General features: G+C 65.0%; 20 protein-coding genes. 8 read left to right on the top strand and 12 right to left on the bottom strand.

Going from position 1 to position 22,968, the window contains the following annotated elements:
- Positions 1–41: 41 nt before the first annotated feature.
- The 7 genes from C2H86_RS00610 to C2H86_RS00580 all read right to left on the bottom strand — a co-directional run bounded on the left by C2H86_RS00610 (position 42) and on the right by C2H86_RS00580 (position 7,346).
- Positions 42–308 (bottom strand): hypothetical protein, encoded by a 267-nt coding sequence (locus C2H86_RS00610; protein ID WP_159410997.1) that lies wholly within the window; start codon positions 306–308, stop codon positions 42–44.
- Between the two features lie 154 nt (positions 309–462).
- A complete protein-coding gene (locus C2H86_RS00605; protein WP_159410996.1) occupies positions 463–837 on the bottom strand; it encodes a RidA family protein in 375 nt (124 codons plus the stop codon).
- Between the two features lie 26 nt (positions 838–863).
- Positions 864–1,559, bottom strand: a complete 696-nt coding sequence (locus C2H86_RS00600) for a DUF3726 domain-containing protein (protein ID WP_159410995.1) — start codon at positions 1,557–1,559, stop codon at positions 864–866.
- A gap of 2 nt (positions 1,560–1,561) precedes the next feature.
- A complete protein-coding gene (locus tag C2H86_RS00595; RefSeq protein WP_159410994.1) occupies positions 1,562–3,271 on the bottom strand; it encodes a hypothetical protein in 1,710 nt (569 codons plus the stop codon).
- Between the two features lie 26 nt (positions 3,272–3,297).
- Complete coding sequence (locus tag C2H86_RS00590) at positions 3,298–4,848, bottom strand: BCCT family transporter (RefSeq protein WP_159410993.1); 1,551 nt, start codon at positions 4,846–4,848, stop codon at positions 3,298–3,300.
- 55 nt (positions 4,849–4,903) lie between these two features.
- The gene (locus C2H86_RS00585; RefSeq protein ID WP_159410992.1) at positions 4,904–5,890 is read right to left on the bottom strand and encodes a dipeptidase; all 987 of its coding nucleotides are present in this window, start codon (positions 5,888–5,890) and stop codon (positions 4,904–4,906) included.
- 13 nt (positions 5,891–5,903) lie between these two features.
- The gene (locus C2H86_RS00580; RefSeq protein WP_159410991.1) at positions 5,904–7,346 is read right to left on the bottom strand and encodes an aldehyde dehydrogenase family protein; all 1,443 of its coding nucleotides are present in this window, start codon (positions 7,344–7,346) and stop codon (positions 5,904–5,906) included.
- A 95-nt stretch (positions 7,347–7,441) separates the two neighbouring features.
- Here C2H86_RS00580 and C2H86_RS00575 point away from each other — a divergent pair, with 95 nt between their 5' ends.
- Positions 7,442–8,338, top strand: a complete 897-nt coding sequence (locus C2H86_RS00575) for a LysR substrate-binding domain-containing protein (RefSeq protein ID WP_159410990.1) — start codon at positions 7,442–7,444, stop codon at positions 8,336–8,338.
- Here the strand turns inward: C2H86_RS00575 and C2H86_RS00570 are convergent.
- On the bottom strand, positions 8,326–10,047 hold the full coding sequence (locus tag C2H86_RS00570; protein WP_159410989.1) for an amidohydrolase: 1,722 nt from the start codon (positions 10,045–10,047) through the stop codon (positions 8,326–8,328). The two genes, C2H86_RS00575 and C2H86_RS00570, sit on opposite strands and share 13 nt — an antisense overlap.
- A gap of 177 nt (positions 10,048–10,224) precedes the next feature.
- On the opposite strand from C2H86_RS00570, the gene C2H86_RS00565 reads away from it, so the two are divergent.
- From C2H86_RS00565 to xth, 5 genes are all read left to right on the top strand, one after another.
- Complete coding sequence (locus C2H86_RS00565) at positions 10,225–11,154, top strand: LysR family transcriptional regulator (protein WP_159410988.1); 930 nt, start codon at positions 10,225–10,227, stop codon at positions 11,152–11,154.
- Between the two features lie 111 nt (positions 11,155–11,265).
- Positions 11,266–12,336, top strand: coding sequence for a C45 family autoproteolytic acyltransferase/hydolase (locus C2H86_RS00560; protein ID WP_159410987.1), 1,071 nt, complete (start codon positions 11,266–11,268; stop codon positions 12,334–12,336).
- 58 nt (positions 12,337–12,394) lie between these two features.
- Positions 12,395–13,798, top strand: coding sequence for an MFS transporter (locus C2H86_RS00555; protein WP_159410986.1), 1,404 nt, complete (start codon positions 12,395–12,397; stop codon positions 13,796–13,798).
- Positions 13,767–14,009: a hypothetical protein gene (locus C2H86_RS00550; protein ID WP_103447804.1), complete on the top strand. Its 243-nt coding sequence runs from the start codon at positions 13,767–13,769 to the stop codon at positions 14,007–14,009. The genes C2H86_RS00555 and C2H86_RS00550 overlap by 32 nt, the downstream gene beginning before the upstream one ends.
- Positions 14,006–14,797: an exodeoxyribonuclease III gene (xth, locus tag C2H86_RS00545; protein WP_159410985.1), complete on the top strand. Its 792-nt coding sequence runs from the start codon at positions 14,006–14,008 to the stop codon at positions 14,795–14,797. The genes C2H86_RS00550 and xth overlap by 4 nt, the downstream gene beginning before the upstream one ends.
- A gap of 1 nt (position 14,798) precedes the next feature.
- Here the strand turns inward: xth and C2H86_RS00540 are convergent, their stop codons facing one another.
- The 4 genes from C2H86_RS00540 to C2H86_RS00525 are packed head-to-tail and all read right to left on the bottom strand — an operon-like array spanning position 14,799 to position 20,308.
- Positions 14,799–17,000, bottom strand: a complete 2,202-nt coding sequence (locus tag C2H86_RS00540; RefSeq protein ID WP_159410984.1) for a xanthine dehydrogenase family protein molybdopterin-binding subunit — start codon at positions 16,998–17,000, stop codon at positions 14,799–14,801.
- Entirely contained in the window at positions 16,997–17,998 is a 1,002-nt protein-coding gene (locus C2H86_RS00535; protein WP_159410983.1) for an FAD binding domain-containing protein, read from the bottom strand. Before C2H86_RS00535 ends, C2H86_RS00540 begins: the two co-directional genes overlap by 4 nt.
- Positions 17,995–18,501, bottom strand: a complete 507-nt coding sequence (locus C2H86_RS00530; RefSeq protein WP_159410982.1) for a (2Fe-2S)-binding protein — start codon at positions 18,499–18,501, stop codon at positions 17,995–17,997. Before C2H86_RS00530 ends, C2H86_RS00535 begins: the two co-directional genes overlap by 4 nt.
- Before the next feature lie 19 nt (positions 18,502–18,520).
- Positions 18,521–20,308, bottom strand: coding sequence for a thiamine pyrophosphate-requiring protein (locus C2H86_RS00525; protein WP_159410981.1), 1,788 nt, complete (start codon positions 20,306–20,308; stop codon positions 18,521–18,523).
- 228 nt (positions 20,309–20,536) lie between these two features.
- Between C2H86_RS00525 and C2H86_RS00520 the strand changes: the two genes are divergently transcribed.
- Positions 20,537–21,430 (top strand): dihydrodipicolinate synthase family protein, encoded by an 894-nt coding sequence (locus tag C2H86_RS00520; RefSeq protein WP_159410980.1) that lies wholly within the window; start codon positions 20,537–20,539, stop codon positions 21,428–21,430.
- A gap of 17 nt (positions 21,431–21,447) precedes the next feature.
- Positions 21,448–22,773 carry an NAD(P)/FAD-dependent oxidoreductase gene (locus C2H86_RS00515; RefSeq protein WP_159410979.1) on the top strand — a complete coding sequence of 442 codons (1,326 nt, stop codon included), beginning with the start codon at positions 21,448–21,450 and terminating at the stop codon, positions 22,771–22,773.
- Positions 22,774–22,968 lie beyond the last annotated feature (195 nt).

The raw sequence follows: 22,968 nt of genomic DNA, 5'->3' as shown, positions 1-22,968 counted from the left end.
GCACCAGGGCGACTGACGCCGCCCCGGTGCCAACCGTTGAATCAACGATCCTTGTCTTTGTGCTGGGTGCCGCCCATGCGGCCGGTGTCTGCTGGGGTCTGCTTGCCGCCAGCCTGTCCACCCTGGTGTCCGGTATCCCTGGACTTTTCCCAATCCTTGTCCATCTTGTCGTCAGGTTTCTGCCCGGACTGCTGCCCACCTTTCTGCGTACCTGCCATGCCACCCTGGCCGCCTTTTTGGCCAGCATCGCCGACATGGGCCTGGTTGCTGCCACCTTGGTTTCTATCTTTGTCTTGATTGTTAGCCATGATCGGTTACCTCAAGTCAGACACAGAACGTTCTGTGTTCACGTGTGACTGGCGAAGGTTGCACCGCTCTGCAAAAACTTTCGGTTATTCGGACGAGGCGCTTTAACCAACCCCGGCCCAACCATTAGCGGGCGAAAGCCTGTCGACCAGTGCTTCACGAGAGGCAGGCGTAAACCACCAGCTCCACCAGCATTTCCTCACGGGCCAGGCCCGCCACCACCACCGCCGCGCGGTTGGGGTAGGGGGGCTGGAAGTAGTCGCCGTACAGCTGGTTGACCGTGGCCAGGTAGCTGCGATCGGTGACGTAGATCAGCACCTGGGTCACGGCATCCAGCGAACTGCCGGCGGCCTCCAGGGTGTGGCGCAGGTTGTCCAAGGTCTGGCGGGTCTGCGCCTCGATACCGCCCGTGACCACCTGGCCCTGGGCATCGATGGGGATCTGCGCGGTATAGAGCGTGCCGTTGCCGACGACGGCCCATTCCAGGGGTGCCTTGGAGGCGTAAAGGTCGGTCTTGATTGCCTGTTTCATTGAATGGGGTCCTGAGTGTGCGGGCGTCAGTCGGCATCGCTGCCGCCGCCGGCGCCATGGCGGCGCGAGGCTTCGGTGCTTTCGACGAGGATGTGATCGGCCAGCTGCTTGAGCCGCTGCCAGGTGCTTTCGTTGACGGTGAAACCCTGGTTAGCGGTGTGCGGTGTGGCGCCCGCGACCGGGAGGGGGCCGGCAGGCCGGGTGAACAGCACGGTGACGCCTTGCTCGAACGCCTCGACGGCGGCGGGCTGGGCATCACTGCGTAGCACAGGGCGTAGCTCGCCTGCGGTAAAGTCGGCCAGGTGGCGCTGGCGTGCGTCTTCCCAGCGGGCTTGCACGTGCAGCCCGCGCCCGGCCACCTTGCTCAGGTAGCCCAGCAGCAACAGGCGGTTATGGCAATGATGGATCTGCAGCAGCGCCTGGCCACGGTGCATGGCCTTGTCCTGCACCAGCGCCACCGCGGTCGCCGCGCAGCGCAGCACGCTCTGGCCGTGGGCGTCGATCACCAGCTGGGTGGTGTCCTCGTAGTTCAGGGTGAAAGGCTGGCTGGCTTCGCCTTGCAGAGGGTCCAGCGCCTGTGCCAGCGCGCCGATGCCGTCCAGCCCTTGCAAGTGCAGCCAGCCCACCAGTTCGGCCGCGTCCTCGCAGTCGCCAGGGGCAAAGCCCATACCTTCGAAGGCTTTGCGACACATCACCTGGATTTCGTTGAGCGATACACGCATGGTCACAATGCTCCCTGCGGCATGACCGCGAAGTTCCAGTCGTCGTCGAACGGCTGGGCTATGTCGTTGAGCTCGATATCGCTCACCAGCGGCGCGCCCTGGAACAGGGTGATGCGTACCCAGCGGCTCGACTTGGGGTCGAACTTGCCCGCACCGAAGAACGCCAGCTTGCAGCGCAGCAGATGGATCGGCAGCATGTCGCGGTCCAGCAGGTTGGCGCGGATTTCCCCGTAGCTACTCTGCGCCATGCCTTGCAGGCGGCGCACCGTGCCCTTGAGCGTAGGCGCAGCGATGAGCAGATGCGCGGTCAGGGCCTGCGGATGAGCCTGCAGGTGCTCAAGCACGGCGGCATGGCAGCGCTGGATGTTGCGGGCGATGCCCAGTTGCATTTCCTTTTCCGCGCCCGGTTCCTCGGCGCGCATGCCCAGGCGGGGTTCCTCTTTCTCGGCCGAGCGATACCAGAAGAAATGCTCGGCCTCCACGGCAGTGAAGTCGTAGGCCAGGGCCCAGGCATACTGCTGCTCGATGAGTTCGCGCAACTGCTGCAGGGGCATCTGCGCGTCCAGTTGCCAGCCTTCGTCGGCGCCCATCTGCTCGGCCAGCGGCGTGACCTGCTCGGGGTACAACTCCAGCAGCAGGCTCACCAGCAGCTCCTGGCAGCCCAGCCCGGCGTGCGCTTCGCTCCAGGCCAGCAGCCGTGGCCAGAGGTCATCGCCTGCAGGCTGGTCAGCGAGCCAGTCGGCCAGCGCCGCAAGCTCGGCCAGGGTTTGCCGGTTCTGTTGGTCCTGGCGCAGGTCTTCGGTGCGGGTCTGGCTGAGGTGCAGGCGGGCCCGCGTCAGCAAGCCTTGCAGGCGCGCCAGTCGGGTAGGCTCGGCCGGTTGCGCCAAGGCCAGGGCCAGCGCGGTTTCGCGGGTGCTGAGCCAGCGCTCCACCAATTGCGGGTGGTTGATCAGGAAGGGCGCCATGCCCAGCCCGGTGGCGTTGCCGACCCCCAGGTAGCGTTGCAGGGCCGGGGCCAGCGGCACGGCCCGCTGCGGATCGAGGCCACGGGCCATGTGTTCGATCTGCTCGATGCTGAAATGGCGCAGCAGGTAGACCGTGAACATCTGCGCGCTGAACGGCTGGTTGAAGTCCGGGTTGTCCTGCAGGCAACCGAAGTCGGCGATGCCGAACTTGCCGTTGCCGTACACCGCGGTGGTGCGGTAGAGGTAGCCGACCTCGGCCAGTTGCTGCGGGTCGGGTTGCTGCCCTTCGGCCAGCGCCGTCAGGAAGCGGTCGAAGTTGCGCAGGCTGCGGTTGGCACGGGACAGCACCAGTACGCGGGCATCGAAGCGGCCAGCTTCCTGCAGCGGCACGTTGCGCTGCAGGTCGGCCAGTTGCGCCGCGTCGACGTCGCCGGCGACCAGCACGAAGGCAACGTCCCACTGGTCGGCAATCACCCGGTCACTGCGTTTTTCCGGCGGCAGGTAGGCCGAGAAGATCACGCAGTGGTAATGCCCGTTCGGCGTGTCGATGCGGTAGATGGCGGTGCCGAAGCCTTGTGCATCGAGGTCGAAGCGGCTGCGCTGGATCTGCCAGCGCTGGTTCATCATCCGCCGCATGCTGCTGCGCACGAAGCTCAGCGGGCTCTGGAAGTGGCTGCCCAGCCGGGCCAGGTCCATGACCTGGGCGGCAGGGCGCAAGGCCAGTGATGCAGGTAGGCTGTTGGACATTGTTGTCATACCTGGATGGATCATGTTCAGACGCCTTGTTCGCGGGCCATGTGCCGGGCGATGCGTACTGCATCCCACAACGCTGGCAGGATCACCAGCGACACCGGCACCGCGGTGATGACAATGAAGGACTGCAGGGCCGTCACGCCGCCCGCGCCAATGGTGATCAGCACCACCGCCGCCAGGCCCATGCCGATGGCCCAGAAACCACACAGCCATTTCTTCGGTTTATCGTTGCTGGACATCGCCAGCGCCACGGTGAAGGCCATGGCATCGCCATTGGTCGCCACCGAGATGAAGCTCAGGAACAGGAACAGCGCACTGATCAGGCCGCCCAGCGGCAGGTTCTGCGTCACCCCCAGCAGCAGGTCTTCGGGTTGCGCGCCATGGGCGGTGACGATGCCCGGTGTCTGCAGCTCCAGGCCGATGCCGGTGCCGCCGACCACGGTGAACCAGAACATGGTCACCAGCGGCGCGATGATCGACAGCGTCGTGATGATCTCGCGGATGGTGCGGCCCCGCGAGATCCGCGCGACGTACAGCGCCACCATCGGTGCATAGCCGATGAACCAGCCCCAGTAGAACACCGTCCACCAGTCCAGCCACTTGGGGTCGGCGCGGAACAGCGTCATCGGGATGAAATGCTCCACATGCAGGGCGAACGCCGCCGGGAAGCCGCCGAGGATGAACAGCGTCGGGCCGAACACCACCATGAACAGCGCCAGGCCGATCATCAGCCAGACGTTGATCTCGCTGACGAAGCGGATGCCCTTGAGCCCTACCAGGCAAGACACGGTGTACATCGCCGTGACCAGCACGATGGTCAGCGACTGGGTGACGATATCGTTAGGCAGGCCCCACACAGCGTGCATCGCACTGCTGATCTGCAGGCCGAGGAAGCCGATCGGGCCGATGGTGCCGGCGACCACGGCGATGATCGAGGTGGCGTCGGCCAGGGTGCCGATCGGGCCCTTCAACGCTCGCTCGCCAAACAGCGGGTAGAGCAGGGTGCGCGGTGCCAGCGGCAGGCCCTTGTCGTAATGCAGGTGCATCAGCACGATGGCCAGCAGGCTGCCGAGCACCGCCCAGGCGAGGAAGCCCCAGTGCACGAAGGATTGCGCCAGTGCCGCGGTGGCTGCGGCCTCGCTGTGCGGTTGCAGCCCGGCGAACAAGGGCGGCGGGCTGGCAAAGTGCATCAGCGGTTCGGCCGCGGCCCAGAAGGCGCCGCCGCCTGCCAGCAGGGCGCACATGATCACCGCGATCCAGTTGAAGGTGCTGATGTCCGGGCGCTGGGTCACGCCGCCCAGGCGCACACGCCCGCAGCGCGAGAAGCCGATGCCCAGGCTGACCGCGAAGGTCGCCAGCATCAGCACCTGCCAGTACAGGCCAAAGGCCTTGGTCGACCAGGCGAACAGGGTGTTGACTAGCGCCGACACTGTGTCGATGTCGATCAGCGCCGCTAGCAGGAAGGCGCCGAGGAAGCCGCCGCTGATCAGGAACAGCGGCCAGTCGATGTCCCGCGTCAGCGGCAGGCCCATGGCCTGGCCTTCGGCCTGCAGGGTGGTTGGGTTTTTCATGAAGCCTCCGGAACCTGCGATTGTTGTTATTGTTGATGCTGTCCGTGCAAGGGGCTCAGGCCTGCGCCGTGGTGGCGGTCTCCAGCAGGCGCAACCAGTTCAGCCCCATGATGTTGGCCACCTCGGCCTCGGCGAAGCCGCGGGCGCGCAGGCCCTGGGCGATGTTGCCGAAGTCGCGACTGTCGCGGAACCACTGCAACGGTGCCGGCCAGTTGGCGTTGTCCTTGGAGCCTTCGCCGTAGTCCTTGTCCTTGCTCCAGCGGCCATTGCGCATCCATTCGAGCACCGCCAGTGGTTGTGCCTGGCACAGGTCGGTACCGATGCCGATATGCTCGACGCCCATTAGGTCGGCGGTGCGCGCGACCATGTCGCAGAAGCTTTCCAGGCTGCAGTCCGATGCGCCCTTGAGGTGGAACGGGTAGGTGCTGAAGCCCAGCAGCCCGCCGGTTTCGGCGATGCCGCGCAGCACGGCGTCGGACTTGTTGCGCTTGGCGGCGTGGAAGCTCGACGGGTTGGCGTGGGAAATGATCACCGGCCGGCTCGACAGCTCGATGGCCTCCAGGGTGCTGCGTTCGGCGCTGTGGGACATGTCGATGAGCATGCCGACCCGGTTCATTTCGGCGATCACCTGGCGGCCGAAGCGGCTGATGCCGTTGTCCTCGCGCTCATAGCAACCGCTGGCCAGCAGGCTCTGGTTGTTGTAGGTGAGCTGCATGACGAACACCCCGAGCTGGCGGAACACCTCCACCAAGGCAATGTCGTCCTCGATCGGTGAGCAGTTCTGGAAGCCGAAGAAGATCCCCACCCGGCCTTCCTGGTGGGCCAGGCGAATGTCGCTGGCCGTGCGCACCGGGCGGATCAGCTCGGGCCAGGTTTCGAAGCGGCGGTTCCACTCACCCAAGCGCGACAAGGTCTCGCGGGCGTTCTCGTGGTAGGCGATGGTGGCGTGCACCGCGCTCAGGCCACCGGCCTGCATCTGCTGGAATATTTCCGGGCTCCAGTTGGAGTACTGCAGGCCGTCGATCATCAAGAGGTCATGCATGGCGCGTATTCCTTCAGGGCCGCAGGTAGGTGGTCTTGACCACGGTGTAGAAGTCACGGGCGTACTGGCCCTGTTCGCGAGGGCCGAAGCTCGAGGCTTTGCGCCCGCCGAACGGCACGTGGTAGTCGGTGCCGGCGGTGGGCAGGTTGACCATCACGCAGCCGGTCTGGGCGCCGCGCTTGAAGGCACTGGCGTGGCGCAGCGACTGGGTGATGATGCCGGCGGTCAGGCCGTATTCGGTGTCGTTGAGCGTGGCCAGCGCCTCGTCGAAGTCACGTACGCGGATCACGCAGGCGATCGGGCCGAACACTTCTTCGCGGTTGATGCGCATGTCGTTGCGGCTGTCGATGAACAGCGCCGGGCGCATGTAGTAGCCGTCGCTTTCCAGCTGCAGGCGTTCGCCACCTTCGACCAAGGTGGCGCCTTCGTCCTGGGCCAGTTGCAGGTACGCCAGGTTCTGTTCCAGCTGGCGCGCATCGGCCACCGGGCCGATCTGCACGCCGGCCTCCAGGGCATGGCCGACCTTGAGCTGGCGCATGCGCAGGCGCAGGGCCTCGACGAAACGGTCGTGGATACCTTCGCAGACGATCAGCCGTGACGAGGCCGTGCACTTCTGCCCGGTGCCGAAGAAGGCACCGTTGAGGGCGCATTCCACCGCCAGGTCGAGGTCGGCGTCGTCCATCACCACCAGGGCGTTCTTGCTGCCCATTTCCAGCTGGCAGCGCACCAGGTTGCCCGCCGTGGCGACCGCGACGCGACGGCCGGTCTGCAACGAGCCGGTAAAGGTCAGGGCGTCGATCTCGGCCGACTGCACCAGGGTTTCGCCGACGCTGGCGCCGCTGCCCATGACCAGGTTGAAGGTGCCGTTGGGCAGGCCCTGGCGGCTGATGATCTCGGTCAGCGCCCAGGCGCTGGCCGGCACCAGGTTGGCCGGCTTGAACACCACGGCGTTGCCGAACGCCAGCGCGGGGGCGATCTTCCAGGCGGCGGTGGCCATGGGGAAGTTCCACGGGGTGATGATGCCGACCACGCCCACCGGCTCGCGATGCACTTCGATGTCGATGCCGGGGCGCACCGACGCGGCGGTCTCGCCCATCTGGCGCAGCACTTCGGCGGCGTAGTAATGGAAGAACTGGCCGCTGCGGGCGACCTCGCCGATGCCTTCGGCCAGCGGTTTGCCTTCTTCACGGGACAGCAGCTCACCGAGCTCCTGCTTGCGGGCGATCAGTTCGTCACCGATGGCCATCAGCACCTGCTGACGGGCTTCCAGGCCGCTGGCGGCCCACTTTGGCTGGGCGGCGCGGGCCGCCTGGATGGCCTGGCGGGCTTGTTCGGCGCTGGCCTGGTGGTATTCGCCGATCAGGTCGCGGGTGTCCGAGGGGCTGTGGTTGCCCAAGGTGGCGTGGCCTTCGCACCACTGGCCATCGATGTAGTTTTTGCAGGTGTTGAGTGACATGGATGAAAGCCTCTGTTTGCCTGGCGTTCATCTTGCGAGCAATATGCGGCAAATAAAAATTAATAAAAAAAATGCTTTGATAAGGAACGCTAACCATGTTGCCCGAGCTTAAAATCGCCCAGCTGCGCTACTTCCTGCTGGTCGCTGAACTCAAGAGTTTCCACGCTGCCGCGCGCCAGGCGTTTCGCACCCAGCCGGCAATATCGCTGGCGGTGCGCGAACTGGAACAGAAGCTGGGCCAGGCGCTGGTCGAGAAGGGCGGCGGCCGGGTTGAGCTGACCCCGTTCGGCGAGCATTGCCTGCCGTTGTTCCGTGGCCTGATCGAACACCACGACCGCATCGCCCGCGAGGCCACCCTGCTGGCCCGCCACGAAATTGGCCAGGTCAGCATCGCCACCGTGCCGTCGGTGGCAAGCCGCATGTTGCCAGGGCCATTGGCGCGGTTCGTCGCCGAGCACCCGAATGTGCAGGTCAGCATCCAGGACGGCACGGCCGAGCGCGTGCAGCAGTTGCTGGCCCAGGGGCAGGTGGACTTTGGTATCAGCAGCCTGTGGCTGGAGGACGAGCAGCTCGATTTTTTCCCGATCATCAAAGATCAGGTGGGCGTGGTGTGCCGCGTCGACCATCCACTGGCGCAGGCCGGCGGAGCCCTGCACTGGTCGCAGTTGCAGGGCGTGCCGATGGTCCGCAACGGTACCTCGCAGCTGCTGGCAGGCACCGAGGCCGAGTGCTTGCTGGGGCATAGCCGGTTGTTCGTCTCCAACATGATCTCGTTGATCGCGATGCTGGAGGAGGGAGTGGGCATCAGCACCTTGCCTTACCTGGCGTTCCCTGTGGAGAACGACAAGCTGGTGTTCGTGCCGCTGGTCGAACCCAAGGTCGAGCGGCACATCGGCATGCTGACGCGCAAGGGCCGCAGCTTGTCACCTGCAGCGGGGGCGTTGATGGCCTTTCTGCAGGTGCAGCTGGCTACGCAGGATCAGCGGGCGTAGATCTGCTGGCCGGCAAACCAGGTCTGCAGCACTTGCGTATCGCGCAGCGACTGTGGATCGACACTGAGTACGTCGCGGTCGAGGACGATCATGTCGGCCTGCTTGCCGACCTTCAGTGAGCCGACCTGCTGCTCCAGGCGCATGGCCCGGGCGGCGTTGAGGGTATAGGCCTGGAACATCACTTGGCGGTCGATCGCTTCATCGGCATTGAGCACGCCCTTGGGGCCTTTGCGGCTGATGGCCTGGTAAATTGCCTTCCACGGTTCCGGGGTGGTGATCGGCCAGTCGCTGGCACCGGAAATGGTCGCGCCGTTTTTCACCAGCGAGCGAGCCGGGAAGGTATGCAGGAAGGCCATCGCGTTCACGTAGGGCTTGACCAGGTCCATGTTCGAGGCGTCGGCGCTGGCCCAGTACAGCTGCATGGCGGCAATCACGTCGAGCTGCTTGAAGCGGGCGTATTCCTTGGGGTTGACCATCTGCAGGTGGGTGATGGAGTGGGCGATGCCGCTGTTGCGCTGCCGTCGGGCCTGTTCGATACCGTTGAGCGCCTCGCGCACGGCGCGGTCGCCGATGGCATGCACATGCACCAGCCAGCCACGGGCATCGGCGGCGCTGACCAGCTCGCCAAAGTGCTGTGGGTCCAGCAGCAGCTCGCCGTGCTGGCCGGAGTTGCGATAGGGTTCGAGCATCGCCGCCGTCTGCGCTGGTGCCTCGGCGACACCGTCGGCGAACACCTTGATGCCCGGCAAGGTGAGGTTGTGCACGCCGAGAAATTGCTGGCGCACCTTGTCCAGCTGGTCCAGGTCCGCAGGACGGGCCTTGGAGTCGGCCATCAGCAGGGCGGCGACATGGGCGGTCAGCTCGCCATGCTCGGAAAGCCGCTTGTAGATGGGCAGCACGCCCAGCGAGTCGTTCTTCACATCGGCGCCCGGCCGCTCATTGGCCAGCGGGTCCATCCAGCCGGTGATGCCCAGCTGCTTGTAGTAGTCCAGGGCCCTGCGCCCGGCGCTCATCAGGGTCTCGTCGCTCAGTGGCGGCAGCAGGTCGGTGACCGGGTAGTAGCTGGCGTCGGCGAGAAAGCCGTTCGGCGTGCCGTCCGCGTGCTGGCCCAGGGTGTTGCGCGTTTCGGCGGGGAGGGCAGCGATGGTTTTTGCATCGATCCCGGCGCGCTTGAGCATGACCTGGTTGGCCCAGCCAGTGTGCATGTCGTTGGCGGCGAGGAGGATCGGCTGTTCGGCCCACTCACCGTGGTTGAAGCGCTGCTCCAGTGCGGCAATGTCATCCCAATAGGTGCCAGGCACGCCACCGACGCTCAGGAACTCGCCACGCACGGCCTTGCCGTCGCTGCGCCACTGACGCAGGCGCTGTTCCAGCTCATCCAGCGGTACCTGCTCGCCGGCGAGGTCGGCCAGCTCCAGTTGCAGGCCGCCTTTGATGGCGTGGGAGTGGGAATCGAGCAAGCCCGGCATCAGCACCTTGCCGCCCAGGTCGATGACCAGGGTGCCTTCGCGCTTGAGGGGTAACACGGCCTGGTCGGAGCCCACCGCGACGATTTTCTCGCCTTCGACTGCCACAGCCTGTTGCAGCGGTTGGCCAGGCTCGGCGGTGTAGACCTTGGCGTTGTGCAGGATCACGTCCACCGCCGCGAAACCCGGCAGGGCGGTGCAGGCCAGGCCCGCGCTGATCGCCATCTTCAGCAGGTGCTTCATTCGATGCCTCGTAGTTGTTGTGGTGGCAGCGCAGGCTAGCCAAGGTGCCAACGCGGTTAAAGGCACGGGCAGGCACAACTTTTTTCGCGCTGGGGAAATAATCCATGGCCTATGATTGCCCGCAGATGCTCACACCTGGGCGTCGCCCTTTTCGTTTGTGCCTGACAGGAAGAAACCATGGACAAGATGATGGCCCTGACCATCTTCGTCGCAGCCGCCGAGCACGGCAGCTTCAGCCGTGCCGCCGAGCAACTGGGCAAGACGCCTTCGGCGATCACCAAGGCTGTCGCGCACCTGGAAAGCGAACTGGGCGTGCGCCTGTTCGAGCGCACCACCCGGCGCATGGCGCTGACCGAGGCCGGTAACTTGTACCTGGATGGCGCCCGGCAGGCGCTGATGCACCTGCAACGGGTGACCGAAGAGGTGGAGCAGCTGCAGCATGCGCTACGCGGCACTCTGCGCATCACCGCGCCGCCGTCGTTTGGCCCGGCGTTCCTCAACCAGGTGTGTTGCCGCTTCATGCGCGAGCACCCGCAGGTGCGCCTGGAGGTCAACCTCAACGATGCCAACGAAGACCTGATCGATGGCGGTTATGACCTGTCGCTGCGTGACGGCCCCACCGACCAGCCGGAACTGATTGCCCAGCCACTGATCGAGAACCGTGTGATGCTCTGCGCCAGCCCCGCCTACCTGGCCCACCACGGCGACGCGATCACCCTGGACAACTACGCCCAGCACGACTGGCTGCTGCTGCGCCACCCGCTGCTCAACCGCAGCTACTGGTGGATCGACCATGAGGGCCAGACCCTGCGCGTGCGCCAGCCGACGCCCAAGCTGGTGAGTGACAGTTTCGATTTCCTCCTGGCCTGCCTGCTCGATGGGCAGGGTCTGCAGTTCGTGCCGACCTGGAGTGTCGCGCCCTACCTGGCCAGCGGGCAGTTGGTGGAGGTGATGCCCGACTACTGGCGGGCCCTGAGCGCGTTCGGGCCGTGGGTCCATGTGCTGTACCTGCCGCACCGGCGTAACACCCGCAAGGTTCAGGCGTTCATTGCCATGCTGCATGAACACCTGCGCGGGCAGGGCGTACAGGTGGCGGGGCGCGGCTGAGTTTTTCCGCGCGGGAACAAAAGTTGTGCGGGTTGTGGCAATGATCGGTGCGCGAACGCTGGTTAGGCTTGCAGCAGTCACCTGACCACCGCGTATCAGGAGTTTCCCGCAGTGAAGATCCACACCCTCGTCACCGACATCCGCACACCCCTCGAGCGGGGCCGCCAGATCGGCGAACGCTTTGCCGAACAGATCCGTACCACCACCGCCCTGTACCTGGACTTCTTCCCACGGGTGGGGGTGTCGCTGGCCGAGGCACAGCGGATTGGCGAAAACAGCCTGGCCGCCCTGGATGCCTGGAGCCCGAACCTGACCACTGAAGTGGTCGGTATGGCCGACGGCGCCGGCCTGCCACTTTGGCAGCTGGCGAGCCTCAACGCCCGTACCGAAGTGCTGGCCGCCCGTACCCGCCACAGTGAATGCTCCACCACCGTGCACGCCCCCCATGGCCCGCGTGCGCCGCAGACCCTGCAGACCTGGGACTGGCACGACAGCCTGTGCCCCCACGGCCTGATGCTGGCGCTGCAAAGCGAGCGTGGCATGCAGGTCAAGCTGTTCTGCGAGTTCGGCATGCTGGCCAAGCTGGGTGTCAACAGCGCAGGCGTGGGCCTGCACTTCAACATCCTTCACCATCGCAGCGACAACGCCAGCGGCGGCGTGCCGGTACACGCCATCGCCCGTCGCCTGCTGGAGGACGCCAGCAGTGTCGAAGAGGCCATCGAACTGGCACGTTCGGCGCGGGTCAGCGCCTCGACGGTACTGACGGTGTTCTCCCGCCAGGACTCCAGCCCTCGTGCGGTCAGCATCGAGCTGAGCCCCGAGCGCACGGCGCTGGTGTTGCCGCGTGAAGATGGCTGGTTGTTGCACACCAACCACTTCCTCGACCCTCAGCTGAGCCTGGGCGAGCAGGTCGCCGACCGCGCCGACACCCTGTGCCGCCTGGGCCACCTGGAACAGGTGAGCGGCCAGATGGGCAGCGCTGACCTGCGCGCCCGTGCCGAGGCCATGTGCGGTGCCGCGGGCGACCGCGCGCCGATCTGCTTCCACCCGGACATGGCCCTGCCCGACACCGAACGTTGGGAAACCCTGCTCAGCGTCGGCATAGACACCGAACGTTGCCTGCTGGAGTACGTGGCTGGCACCCCCGTGCACCTGGCCAGGGCCGGCTTCCAAATCTTCTGAGCCACACCGGCTGCAGCTTGCCCAGGCCGGCTGCGCCCGCTGAACGAGAACAACAACAATGCATGCGCAACAGACTCAGCCTGCGTCATCCCGCTCCGCCTTCCGTACCTTTTGCGTCTCCGGCATGGGCACGGCGCTGGAATTCTACGACTTCATCATCTACGGCACCGCCGCCGCGCTGGTGTTCCCCCAGGTGTTCTTCCCGCAGATGGATCACCTGACCGCCACCCTGGTGGCGTTCAGCGCCTTTGGCGCGGGCTTCTTCGCCCGCCCGCTAGGGGGCCTGGTGTTCGGCCACTTTGGTGACCGCATCGGCCGCCAGAAGGTGCTGGTCACCACCTTGCTGCTCATGGGCCTGAGCACCTTTCTCATCGGCTGCCTGCCTGGCCATGCCAGCGTCGGCGTGGCGGCACCGATCCTGCTGGTGCTGCTGCGCCTGATCCAGGGCTTTGCCGCCGGCGGCGAGTGGGGTGGTGCCGCCTTGTTCGGCATCGAGTCGGCGCCGCCTGGGCGGCGTGGCCTGTGGGGCAGCTTCACCAGCATGGGTATCGGTGTCGGCGGCATTCTCGGGGCGGCAGTGTTCGCCATCGTCAGTGCGGCCTTCAACGACAACCTGGTCGATTTTGCCTGGCGCATTCCGTTCTGGCTGGGTGGCACCTTGGTGCTGATCGGCCTGTATGCACGGTTGAAGGCGCCGGCTGCCGCCATCATGCCTGAGGCCAGGCCTGCGCGCGCACCGCTGGCCGAGGCCCTGCGCCAGCGCCCACGGCAAATGCTGCTGTGCACCGGGATCGCCTTTGGTTACTGCACCATCGCCTATATCGGCAGCACGTTTTTCCTCACCTACGCCACGCAGGTCGGTTTTGGCAGTACCCAGGCGCTGATGTTCGACCTGGCGCTGTCAGTGGCCATCGTGTTTTCTGCGCCGCTGTTCGGCTACTTGTCGGACCGCGTGGGCCGGCGTGTGGTGATGGGTTTCGGTGCACTGATCATGGCCATGGGGTTGTTCGCGTTCTTCTCGCTGGTGGGCATGAAGAGCTTCACCATCGCCTTGTTCGCCTATTGCCTGACCGGCCTGCTGATGGGTGCGACCCAGGGCCCGATCCCGGCCTTGCTCGGCGAGCAGTTCCCGCGCAGCATGCGCTACTCGGGGATTTCGGCCAGTTATCAGATCGGCGCGGCGTTGGGCGGCGGCACAGCTTCGAGCATCGCCACAGCGATCCTGATCCTGACCGACCACAACCCGCTGGGCGTGGCGTTGTACGGGGCAGCGGCGCTAGCGCTGGTTGCCGTGTGTTCGCTGATGCTACGGGAGACGTCGCGCTTGAGCATGGCGCAGATCGATGAAGAGGATGCCAGCGACGCTGCGGTTGAACGTTGCCATGGGCCAGGGCTCATACATGCAAAGGGTACCGCGAGGAGTGTCACCCATGAGCATCGAACGCAGCATCCCCGAGCTTGAGGCCTGGTACGCCCAGTACGACGACATCAGCTACCGCCGCGAGTCGCCGGACGCCTACCACCATGAACTGGTGCGCACCGCCGAGGCCTTGCGCGACGATGGCGCGATCGACTGGGACGACTGGCTGGCGCTGAAGGCGCTGGCTGACGAGGCCCATGTCGGCGCCCTTGAAGACGCCGTGCAGGCCCACGTCAGCGACCCCGACGCATGAAAGCGCTGAAGATCGCCACCTTCAACATCAACGGCATCCGCAGCCGCCTGCCGGCGCTTTTGGCGTGGCTTGAACGGGAGCAGCCGGACATCGCCTGCCTGCAGGAACTCAAGGCGCCCGACGCGCAGTTCCCGCGCCAGGACCTGGAGGCGGCCGGCTATGGCTGCCTGTACCAGGGGCAGCCGTCGTGGAACGGCGTGGCGATCCTGGCGCGTGGCAGTGAACCGCTGGAGGTACGCCGCGGCTTGCCCGGCATGGAGGACGACAGCCAGAGCCGCTATCTGGAGGCGGCTGTGCACGGCGTGCTGGTGGCGTGCCTGTACCTGCCGAACGGCAACCCGCAGCCCGGGCCGAAGTTCGATTACAAGCTGCGCTGGTTCCAGTGCCTTATCGAGCATGCCAAGGGCCTGCAAGGCAGCGGTCACCCGACGGTGCTGGCAGGTGATTTCAACGTGGTGCCCACCGACATGGACATCTACAACCCACGCTCATGGCTGAAGGACGCGCTGCTGCAGCCCGAGTCGCGGGCGTGTTACCAGCAACTGCTGGAGCAGGGCTGGGTCGATGCCATTCGCCACCTGCACCCCGACGAGCGCGTGTACACCTTCTGGGATTACTTCCGCAATCACTGGGCGCGCAATGCCGGGTTGCGCATTGACCACCTGCTGCTCAACCCGGACCTTGCCCCTTACCTGAAGCGGGCGGGTGTCGATGCCTGGGTGCGCAATGAGCCCAAGGCCAGTGACCACGCGCCGGTGTGGATCGAGGTGGGCGGGCGCAAAAAGTGAGCTAGAGCAGCTTGTCCAAGGTGATGGGAAATTCCCTGATGCGCTTGCCGGTGGCGTGGTAGATGGCGTTCGCAACAGCCGCCGCCACGCCGACCACACCGATCTCGCCAACACCCTTGGAGCCCAGTTCGTTAACGATGTCGTCCTGTTCGTGGACGAAGATCACTTCCACATCACCTACGTCGGCATTGACCGGTATGTGGTACTCGGCCAGGTTGTGGTTGAGTATCCGGCCTTGGTCATGGTCAGTTTGCGTGTGCTCGTGCAAGGCCATGCCCAGGCCCCAGACCACACCGCCGAGGATCTGGCTGCGTGCGGTCTTGGGGTTGACCACACGCCCAGCGGCCACGGCACTGACCACCCGGCTGACCCTGATCGAGCCGAGGTCCTCATCCACCTCGACTTCCACGAACACGGCCGAATGCGTCGCGGTGGAGAAGGGCTGACGCTTCGTGCTCGGCTCTGCATCGATCTGAACCTCTAAAACGCCGCCCTCCGACTGGGCGACAATATCGGATAACGCGATGCGTTGCTGGGCGAAGTGGAGGTAACCTTCAGCGAACGTGATGGCCTCCAGGGGCACATTGGCCAGTACCGGAAAAGTCGCGCGGGCGCTCTCCAGCACTTTGCTGCGCAGCACCTGACAGGCTTGCCGCACCGCCGACCCCACCGACGAAACCGTGAACGAGCCGCCTTGTAATGGCGCAGTGGGCAATGAGGAGTCGCCCAACAGGAAGGTCACGTCTTCTGTCCCCACCCCTAGCGCGTCGGCAGCGATCTGGGTCATGACGGTGTAGGTACCGGTCCCGATATCAGTGGTTGCGCTGCTTACCGTCAGGTGGCCCTGCGCATCCAGTCGAGCTTTGGCACTGGCTTTCATCTGCATGGCTTCCCAGACGCCACTCGCCATGCCCCAGCCGATGAGCCGGTGGCCGTTGCGCATGCTGCGCGGCTGGGGCGAGCGGTTGGCCCAGCCGAAACAGGCGGCTCCTTGCTCGTAACAGGCAAGCAGCTCCTTGCTGGAGTAGGGTTTGCCCTCGTTGCCATTGTGGTCGGCAAAATTGCGCCGACGCAACTCGACCGGGTCGATGCCCGCTGCGCAGGCAAGTTCGTCCATGGCGCACTCCAGCGCCAGGACGCCCGACCCGGCACCGGGTGCGCGCATATCCAGCGGGGTGTATACGTCGAGCGGGGTGAGCCGATAACTCAGCGCGACATGGTCGCAGCGGTAAAGCATGCCGCTCCATTCCACCAGGTGTTCGGTAAAGTCTTCGATGCGTGAAGTCTGGCCGATCGCGTCATGGGCGACCGCCAGCAACTGACCGTCGGCATCCGCGCCCAGGCGCAGGCGCTGCTGCGTGCGCGGTCGGTAGCCGAAGGTGAACATCTGCTGGCGGGTCAGGGTGACCCTGACCGAGCGTTTGAGCTGCAGCGCCGCCATTACCGCCAGCGGTAACTGGTACTGCGGACGCAACCCAGAACCGAACGCGCCGCCGACGTACGCGGCCAGTACCCGAACCTTATCCTTGGGCAGGCCGAACACCTTGTGCAAGTAATCCTGGCAGTTCTGTGTACCCTGGGTTTTGTCATGTATTTCCAGCTGATCGCCGGCCTTGTACAGCACCGTCGACGCATGGGGTTCCATGGGGTTGTGATGCTCGTTGGCGGTCAGATAGGTCGCATCGACCGTGACTGCTGCCGTGCCGAACTGCCCGTCGAAGTCGCCGCGGGGCGCAGGTGTCTCGGCGGGGGCGGGGTGGCTGTGCTGCAGCCCGGCCAGCAGATCTGTCTGATGCGCTTCTACGCTGTAGTCAATCTTGATCAGTGAGCCGGCGTAACGGGCCATTTCGAGGCTCTCGGCAATCACCAGCGCCAGCGGTTGCCCGCTGTACAGTACCCGGTCATTGAACAGCGGCCGGAACGGCGAGCCGTTGGCGGCATCGGCGTCGTTGTAGTCGTCGTCATAGCTGGAAACATGAGGGCGGTGCGCGTGGTCCAGTACCGCAACGACGCCAGGTACCTTCAGGGCTTCGCGGCTGTCGATGGCGAGCACCTGACCGCGCGCGATGGTGCTGGAGACGACGCTGCCGTGCAGCAATCCCGCCTCGGGGTATTCGCCAGCGTAGCGCGCCTGGCCGGTGACTTTCGCCACACCATCGACACGGTCAAGCGGCTGGCCGACAGCAGGTGTGGGGCTGTTCATGATGTGGCTCCAGGCTGTGCGCTGCCGAACGCGGCTTCGCTGAGTGCGCGGACGATGGCCCGATGTGCCAAGGGGACCTTGAAGGCGTTATGTGCAAGTGGCTGTGCGCCGCCCAGCAATACCTGAGCGGCCTTCGCGAACAGCGCCTGGGAAGGCGCCTGGCCGCTCAGTGCCTGCTCGGCGGCCGTCACCCGCCAGGGTTTGTGCGCCACACCGCCAAGTGCCAGCCCGGCCCTGCGGATCGTGCCTTGCTCGATCTTCAGGCCAGCCGCGACCGAGACCAGGGCGAAGGCATACGAAGCACGGTCGCGGATCTTCAGGTAATGGCAATGCCCTGCAAATTCGGAGGGTGGCAGCTCGATGGCGGTGATCAGTTCGCCAGCGGCCAGATGATTGTCGCGTTCCGGAGCGTCCTCCGGCAGGCGATGGAAATTCACCAACGGGATCTGCCGTTCACCCGAGGGGCCCTGCACATGCACCACCGCGTCGAGCGCCGCCAGCGCCACGCACATGTCCGAGGGGTGCGTGGCCACGCAAGCAGGGCTGGCACCGAGAATGGCGTGGATACGGTTAAGGCCAGTGCGTGCCGGGCAGCCGCTGCCAGGGTCGCGTTTGTTGCAGGGCGTACCGGTATCGTAGAAATAATGGCAGCGGGTGCGTTGCAGCAGGTTGCCGCCCGTACTCGCCATGTTTCTCAATTGTGGCGAGGCCCCCGCCAGAATGGCTTGAGACAGCAGTGGGTAGTCATGCTCGACGAGAGGGTGCCAGGCGAGTTCGGCATTGCTGACCAGCGCACCGATGCGCAAGCCGCCGGTCGCAGTCGTTTCGACTGCTCCAAGCGCCAGGCCCGAGATATCGATCAATTGGGTCGGGCGCTCGACGTTTTCCTTCATCAGGTCGAGCAGGTTGGTGCCGCCGGCGATGAACCGTGACGCCGGGCCCGACAAGCTGATGGCTTCGCTGACAGAGGCCGCCTTGTGATAGCTGAAAGGGCTCATTTGCGTCCCTCCTGCATCCGCGGCAGGGCGTCTTCCACGGCTGCGACGATATTCCCATACGCACCACATCGGCACAGGTTGCCACTCATGTGCTCGCGAATGGCTTCGCGGCTGGCAGCTCGCCCTTCGTTGGCCAGGCCGATGGCCGAGCAGATCTGACCGGGCGTGCAATAGCCGCACTGGAAGGCGTCATGGGTGATGAAAGCGCGTTGCATCGGGTGCAGCTGATCGCCATTGGCCAAGCCTTCTATGGTGACCAGCTCGGCGCCGTCGCACATCACGGCCAAGGTCAGGCAGGCATTTACCCGGCGGCCGTCGCGCAACACTGTGCATGCTCCGCACTGGCCGTGGTCGCAGCCTTTCTTGGTGCCCGTCAGGTCCAGCTGTTCACGCAGCAGGTCCAGCAACGTCGTCCAGGGCAGCACCTGCAGCGAACGGGCCTGGCCATTGATCATCAGGCGTATGGGGTGTTCGTTGACACCCTCTGGGATTATTGCAGGCATGGCAAAGCCTCACGGTTGGTCATTTTTTGCCGGGCAGCACCGAGCTGAGCACCTGCTTGGCCGTTTGCACGATCACGCCAGCCTGGTTCGGGTCGCCTTGCAGCAGGGTGCTGGCGAACTTCTTCGCCTGGTCCAGCTTGATGTGCGGCGGTAGCGGCGGCACGTCAGGGTCGGTCTTGAACTCGATCAGCACCGGCCGGTCCGCGGCCAGTGCCCGTTCCCAGGCCCCGGCGATATCCTCCTCGCGTTCCACGTAAATGCCTTGCAGACCAATGGAAATGGCGAACAGGTGGTACGGCACATCGGGGATCGATTGCGAGGCCTCGAACTTCGGGTCCCCCTCCATCACCCGTTGCTCCCAGGTGACCTGGTTGAGGTCCTCGTTGTTGAACACCGCGCAGATCCATTGCGGGTTGTCCCACTGCTGCCAGTACTTGGCCACGGTAATCAGCTCGGCGAGGTTGCTCATCTGCATGGCGCCGTCGCCGACCAGGGCGATCACTGCGCGCTGTGGGTGAGCGAACTTGGCGGCAATTGCGTAGGGCACTGCTGCGCCCATGCTGGCCAGGCCGCCCGACAACGAGCATTGCATGCCCTGGCGGATCTGCAGGTCGCGGGCGAACCAGTTGGCGCAGGAGCCGGAATCGCTACTGACAATGGCGTTGTCGGGCAGCTGGGGGGACAGTTCGTACACCACGCGCTGTGGGTTGATCGGCTGCGCCTTGGACAGAGCGCGCTTTTCCAGGGTCTTGTCCCAGCGTGCCCGCCAGCCTTCGATCTTGTCGCGCCAGCGCCGGTCGGTCTTGTGTTCAAGCAGTGGCAGCAGCACGCGCAAGGTTTGCGCCGCATCGCCGACCAGATTCACCTCCATCGGGTAGCGCAGGCTGAGCATGTCGGGTTGCAGGTCGATCTGCACGCCTCGGGCCTGGCCTTCCTGGGGCAGAAATTCCGAATAGGGGAAGCCTGAGCCGATCATCAGCAAGGTGTCGCATTCGGTCATCAGCTGGTAGCTGGGCTCGGTGCCGAGCAGGCCGATGGAGCCGGTGACCCAGGGTAGATCGTCAGGTAACACTGCCTTGCCCAGCAGCGCCTTGGCAACGCCAGCACCGAGTTTTTCGGCCACAGCGATGACCTGCTCGGTGGCCTGCAGTGCGCCGGCCCCGACCAGTATCGCGACTTTGCGCCCGGCGTTGAGTACGTCGGCAGCGCGCTGCAGGTCGTCATCGAACGGTACGACCTTGGGCTTGCTGTAACCGATGCCGGAATGCACCGTACCGTGGGCTCTGGGCGGCTCGCTGTAGGGCAGGTCCTGCAAGTCGTTGGGCAGGATGATTGCGGTGACGCGGCGCTCGCCGACGGCCGTGCGCACGGCGCGGTCGAGCAGGTGGCGCACTTGCTCGGGCGTGGACGCTTGCTGGACGAACGCACCGGCCACGTCCTTGAACATCGACAGCAGGTCGAGCTCTTGCTGGTAGTGCCCGCCGAGCGCGGCGCGGGCCTGCTGGCCGACGATGGCCAGCACCGGCTGGTGGTCCATGCGCGCATCGTAAAGGCCTGTGAGCAAATGCGAGGCACCGGGGCCGGAGGTGGCGATGCACACGCCCAGCTCGCCCGTGAACTTGGCGTGGGCGCTGGCCATGAACGCAGCCATTTCTTCGTGGCGGGCCTGAATGAACTCTATCTTGCCGTTGGCCCGGCTCAGGGCGCCGAACACGCCATTGATACCATCGCCGGGGTAGCCAAAGATGCGCCGCACCCCCCATTGGTACAAGCGCTCCACCAGAAAGTCGCCTACCGTGCCTGTCATTGTCATCTCCCGGTCTGTCCTCGATAGGGGTCTGGACTTGGCACGCTCGGGGAAAGTTTCAATGGTGTTCGTGGCCATGGCTGGATGGCATAACCGAAAATCAGGCAATTGACTGCGCAAATGTCGCTGTAACCGCTGCGGGTGAAACCTTAGGCTTTTCCCATGGAGCAATAGACCGCTCGATGCCGTGGCTGGACCGTCCAGCCGAAAACAATAAGGAGTTACCGCATGTCTGCATTCGCGTTTTCCGGTGTGAACCTGGCCATCACCACGCCGTTCGATGCGCAGGGCAAAATCGATTTTGCTCGTTTCGAAAGCCTGATCGAGCGCTACATCGCCGCCGGTGTGCATGGCATTGTGCTCAGCTCCGGAACTGGCATGCATGTGTACCTGAGCAAGGATGAGTCCAAGGAACTGGTGGCCTTCGGCGCCAAGGTCATCGATGGCCGCGTGCGGGTGATTGCCCAGACCTCCGCGCTGCTGGTCGAGGACGTGCTCGAGCGCACCCGCCATGCCAAGGACTGCGGTGCCGATGGCGTCATGGTGCTGCCGCCGTTCTTCGAAGGCCCGACCGATGACCAGGGCATCATCGATTTCTACTCGACCGTGTCGCAGGCCGGCTTGCCGATCATTGGCTACAACGTGCCACAGGCCGTGGGTGTCGAAGTCACGCCCGCGCTGTTCAGGCAGTTGAGCGAGATCCCCAACTTCGTTTCGGTCAAGGACAGCAGCGGCGACCTGGCGGCCCAGGCCGCGTTGTCGCGCACCGGTCTGGCGACCATGAACGGCGCCGACCCGCTGGTGCCCTATGCGCTGTTTGCAGGTGCCGCAGGGCTGATTTGGGGTGGTGCGAACATGGCGCCGAAGACCTGCGTGGCCCTTGCCAATGCCGCCAGCGAGGGCAGGTGGGCCGAGGTGCAGCAGATCTGGAAGCACCTGGCTCCGGTGATGTCGCTGATCTGGCAGGGTGACTATGTGCAGTCGGTGTATGCCGGTGCGCAGATCATGGGCTATGACGCCGGTAACCCACGCCGTCCGCTGCGGCGTCTGGCCGAGGAAAAGCTGGGGGCGCTGCGTGAAGCACTGGTGCCGCTGATCGACCACGAAGCTTCGGCTTCCTGACCGGGCGGGTTGCGAGCATGTACGTTGCCTCGAAAATGCCCAGCCACCATGGCTGCTCCGGTTGGACCGAGATGTTGCCACCGCGTGTGGCCAACGCCGCACTGGACAGCGCCGTCACCGCCGATGTGGCGATCATCGGTGGCGGTTTTGCCGGCTTGTCGGCAGCCCGCCAGCTGACGCGCCGGGACCCGACTCTGAAGGTGGTGCTGCTCGAAGCCGGCACCGTCGGCGAGGGCGCCTCGGGGCGCAATTCGGGTTTCATCATCGACCTGCCCCACGAGGTCTCTGCCGAAGGCCTGGGCGGCGGTTCGCTCGATCGCGCCAGGCGCGACATCACGCTGTACCGCACGGCCATCGACATGGGCCGCGAACTGGCGGAGGAACATGGCTGGAGCAAGGAGGTGTTCGACACCTGCGGCCGCTTCAGTGTCGCCCGTGGTACGCAAGGGGACGAGCACATCCTGTCTTACGCCAGGCAGCTGGACGCGCTGGGCGAACCCTACGAGCTGCTCGACACCCGCCAGATCGGCGCGGTGACCGGCAGCCCGGCCTACACCTCGGGCCTGTTCATGCCCGGCACGGTGATGATCCAGCCGGCGGCGTATGTGCGGCGTTTTGCCAATGCGTTGGCAGGTGCGCTGCGGGTGTACGAGCAGACGCCGGCCTTGTCGTTCAAGCAGGTGGGTGGCGCCTGGGTGATCAAGACGCCGAAGGGTGTGGTCACGGCGGGCAAGATCATCCTGGCCAACAACGGCCACGCCCAGAGCTTCGGCTTCTTCAAGGGCCAGCTGCTGCACGTGTTCACTTATGCCTCGCTGACCGAACGCTTCGACCCCAAGCGCCTGCCGGGCCAGCGTACCTGGGCGGCGACCCCGGCCTTGCCGATGGGAACCACGGTGCGCCGCATCAGCGACGGTGACGGTGACCGCATCCTGGTGCGCTGGCGCTACAGCTACAACCCGAGCCTGACCATTGGCGACAGCCAGGTGGACAGTGCCGGGCGGGTGCACGACGGCAAGTTCCTCACGCGCTTCCCGAGCCTCAAGGGGCTGCGCATGGAGTACCGCTGGGGTGGGCCGATGGCGCTGACCTGGAACAGCGTGCCGGCGTTCGGCGAGGTGGATCGTGGGGTGTTCGCGGCCTGTGGTTGCAATGGGCTGGGGGCGTCCAAGTCCAGTGCCGCTGGAATTGCAGCGGCTGATCAGGCACTGGGCGTGCGCAGCGAACTGGTGGAGATCTTCAGTGGTTTCGACAAACCCAGGCAGTTGCCACCGCAACCTTTCCTGACTATTGGTGCGAAGGCCAACATGAAGTTCAAGGAGTGGCGGGCTGGGGATGAATGAGATCAGCTAAGCGGCCGTGGTCGCCTTGGCATTTTCAGCGCCTGTAAGATCGAGCGCCGCGAGGGCGGCGCTCGATCTTACAGGCGCTGAAAATACCCTGGCGAACACTTGAAACTTACAACTCCATAACTTCCGCGCACGCCTGTTTCATGCCTGTTCGCGCCGTAAATAATTATATTTGTCATACCGTTGACC

Origin of the sequence: Pseudomonas putida, assembly GCF_009883635.2 — a bacterium.
Lineage (GTDB): Bacteria > Pseudomonadota > Gammaproteobacteria > Pseudomonadales > Pseudomonadaceae > Aquipseudomonas > Aquipseudomonas putida_W.
The sequence above is the reverse complement of the archived record's forward strand: the minus strand, read 5'-3'. Positions and strand labels throughout refer to the sequence as shown.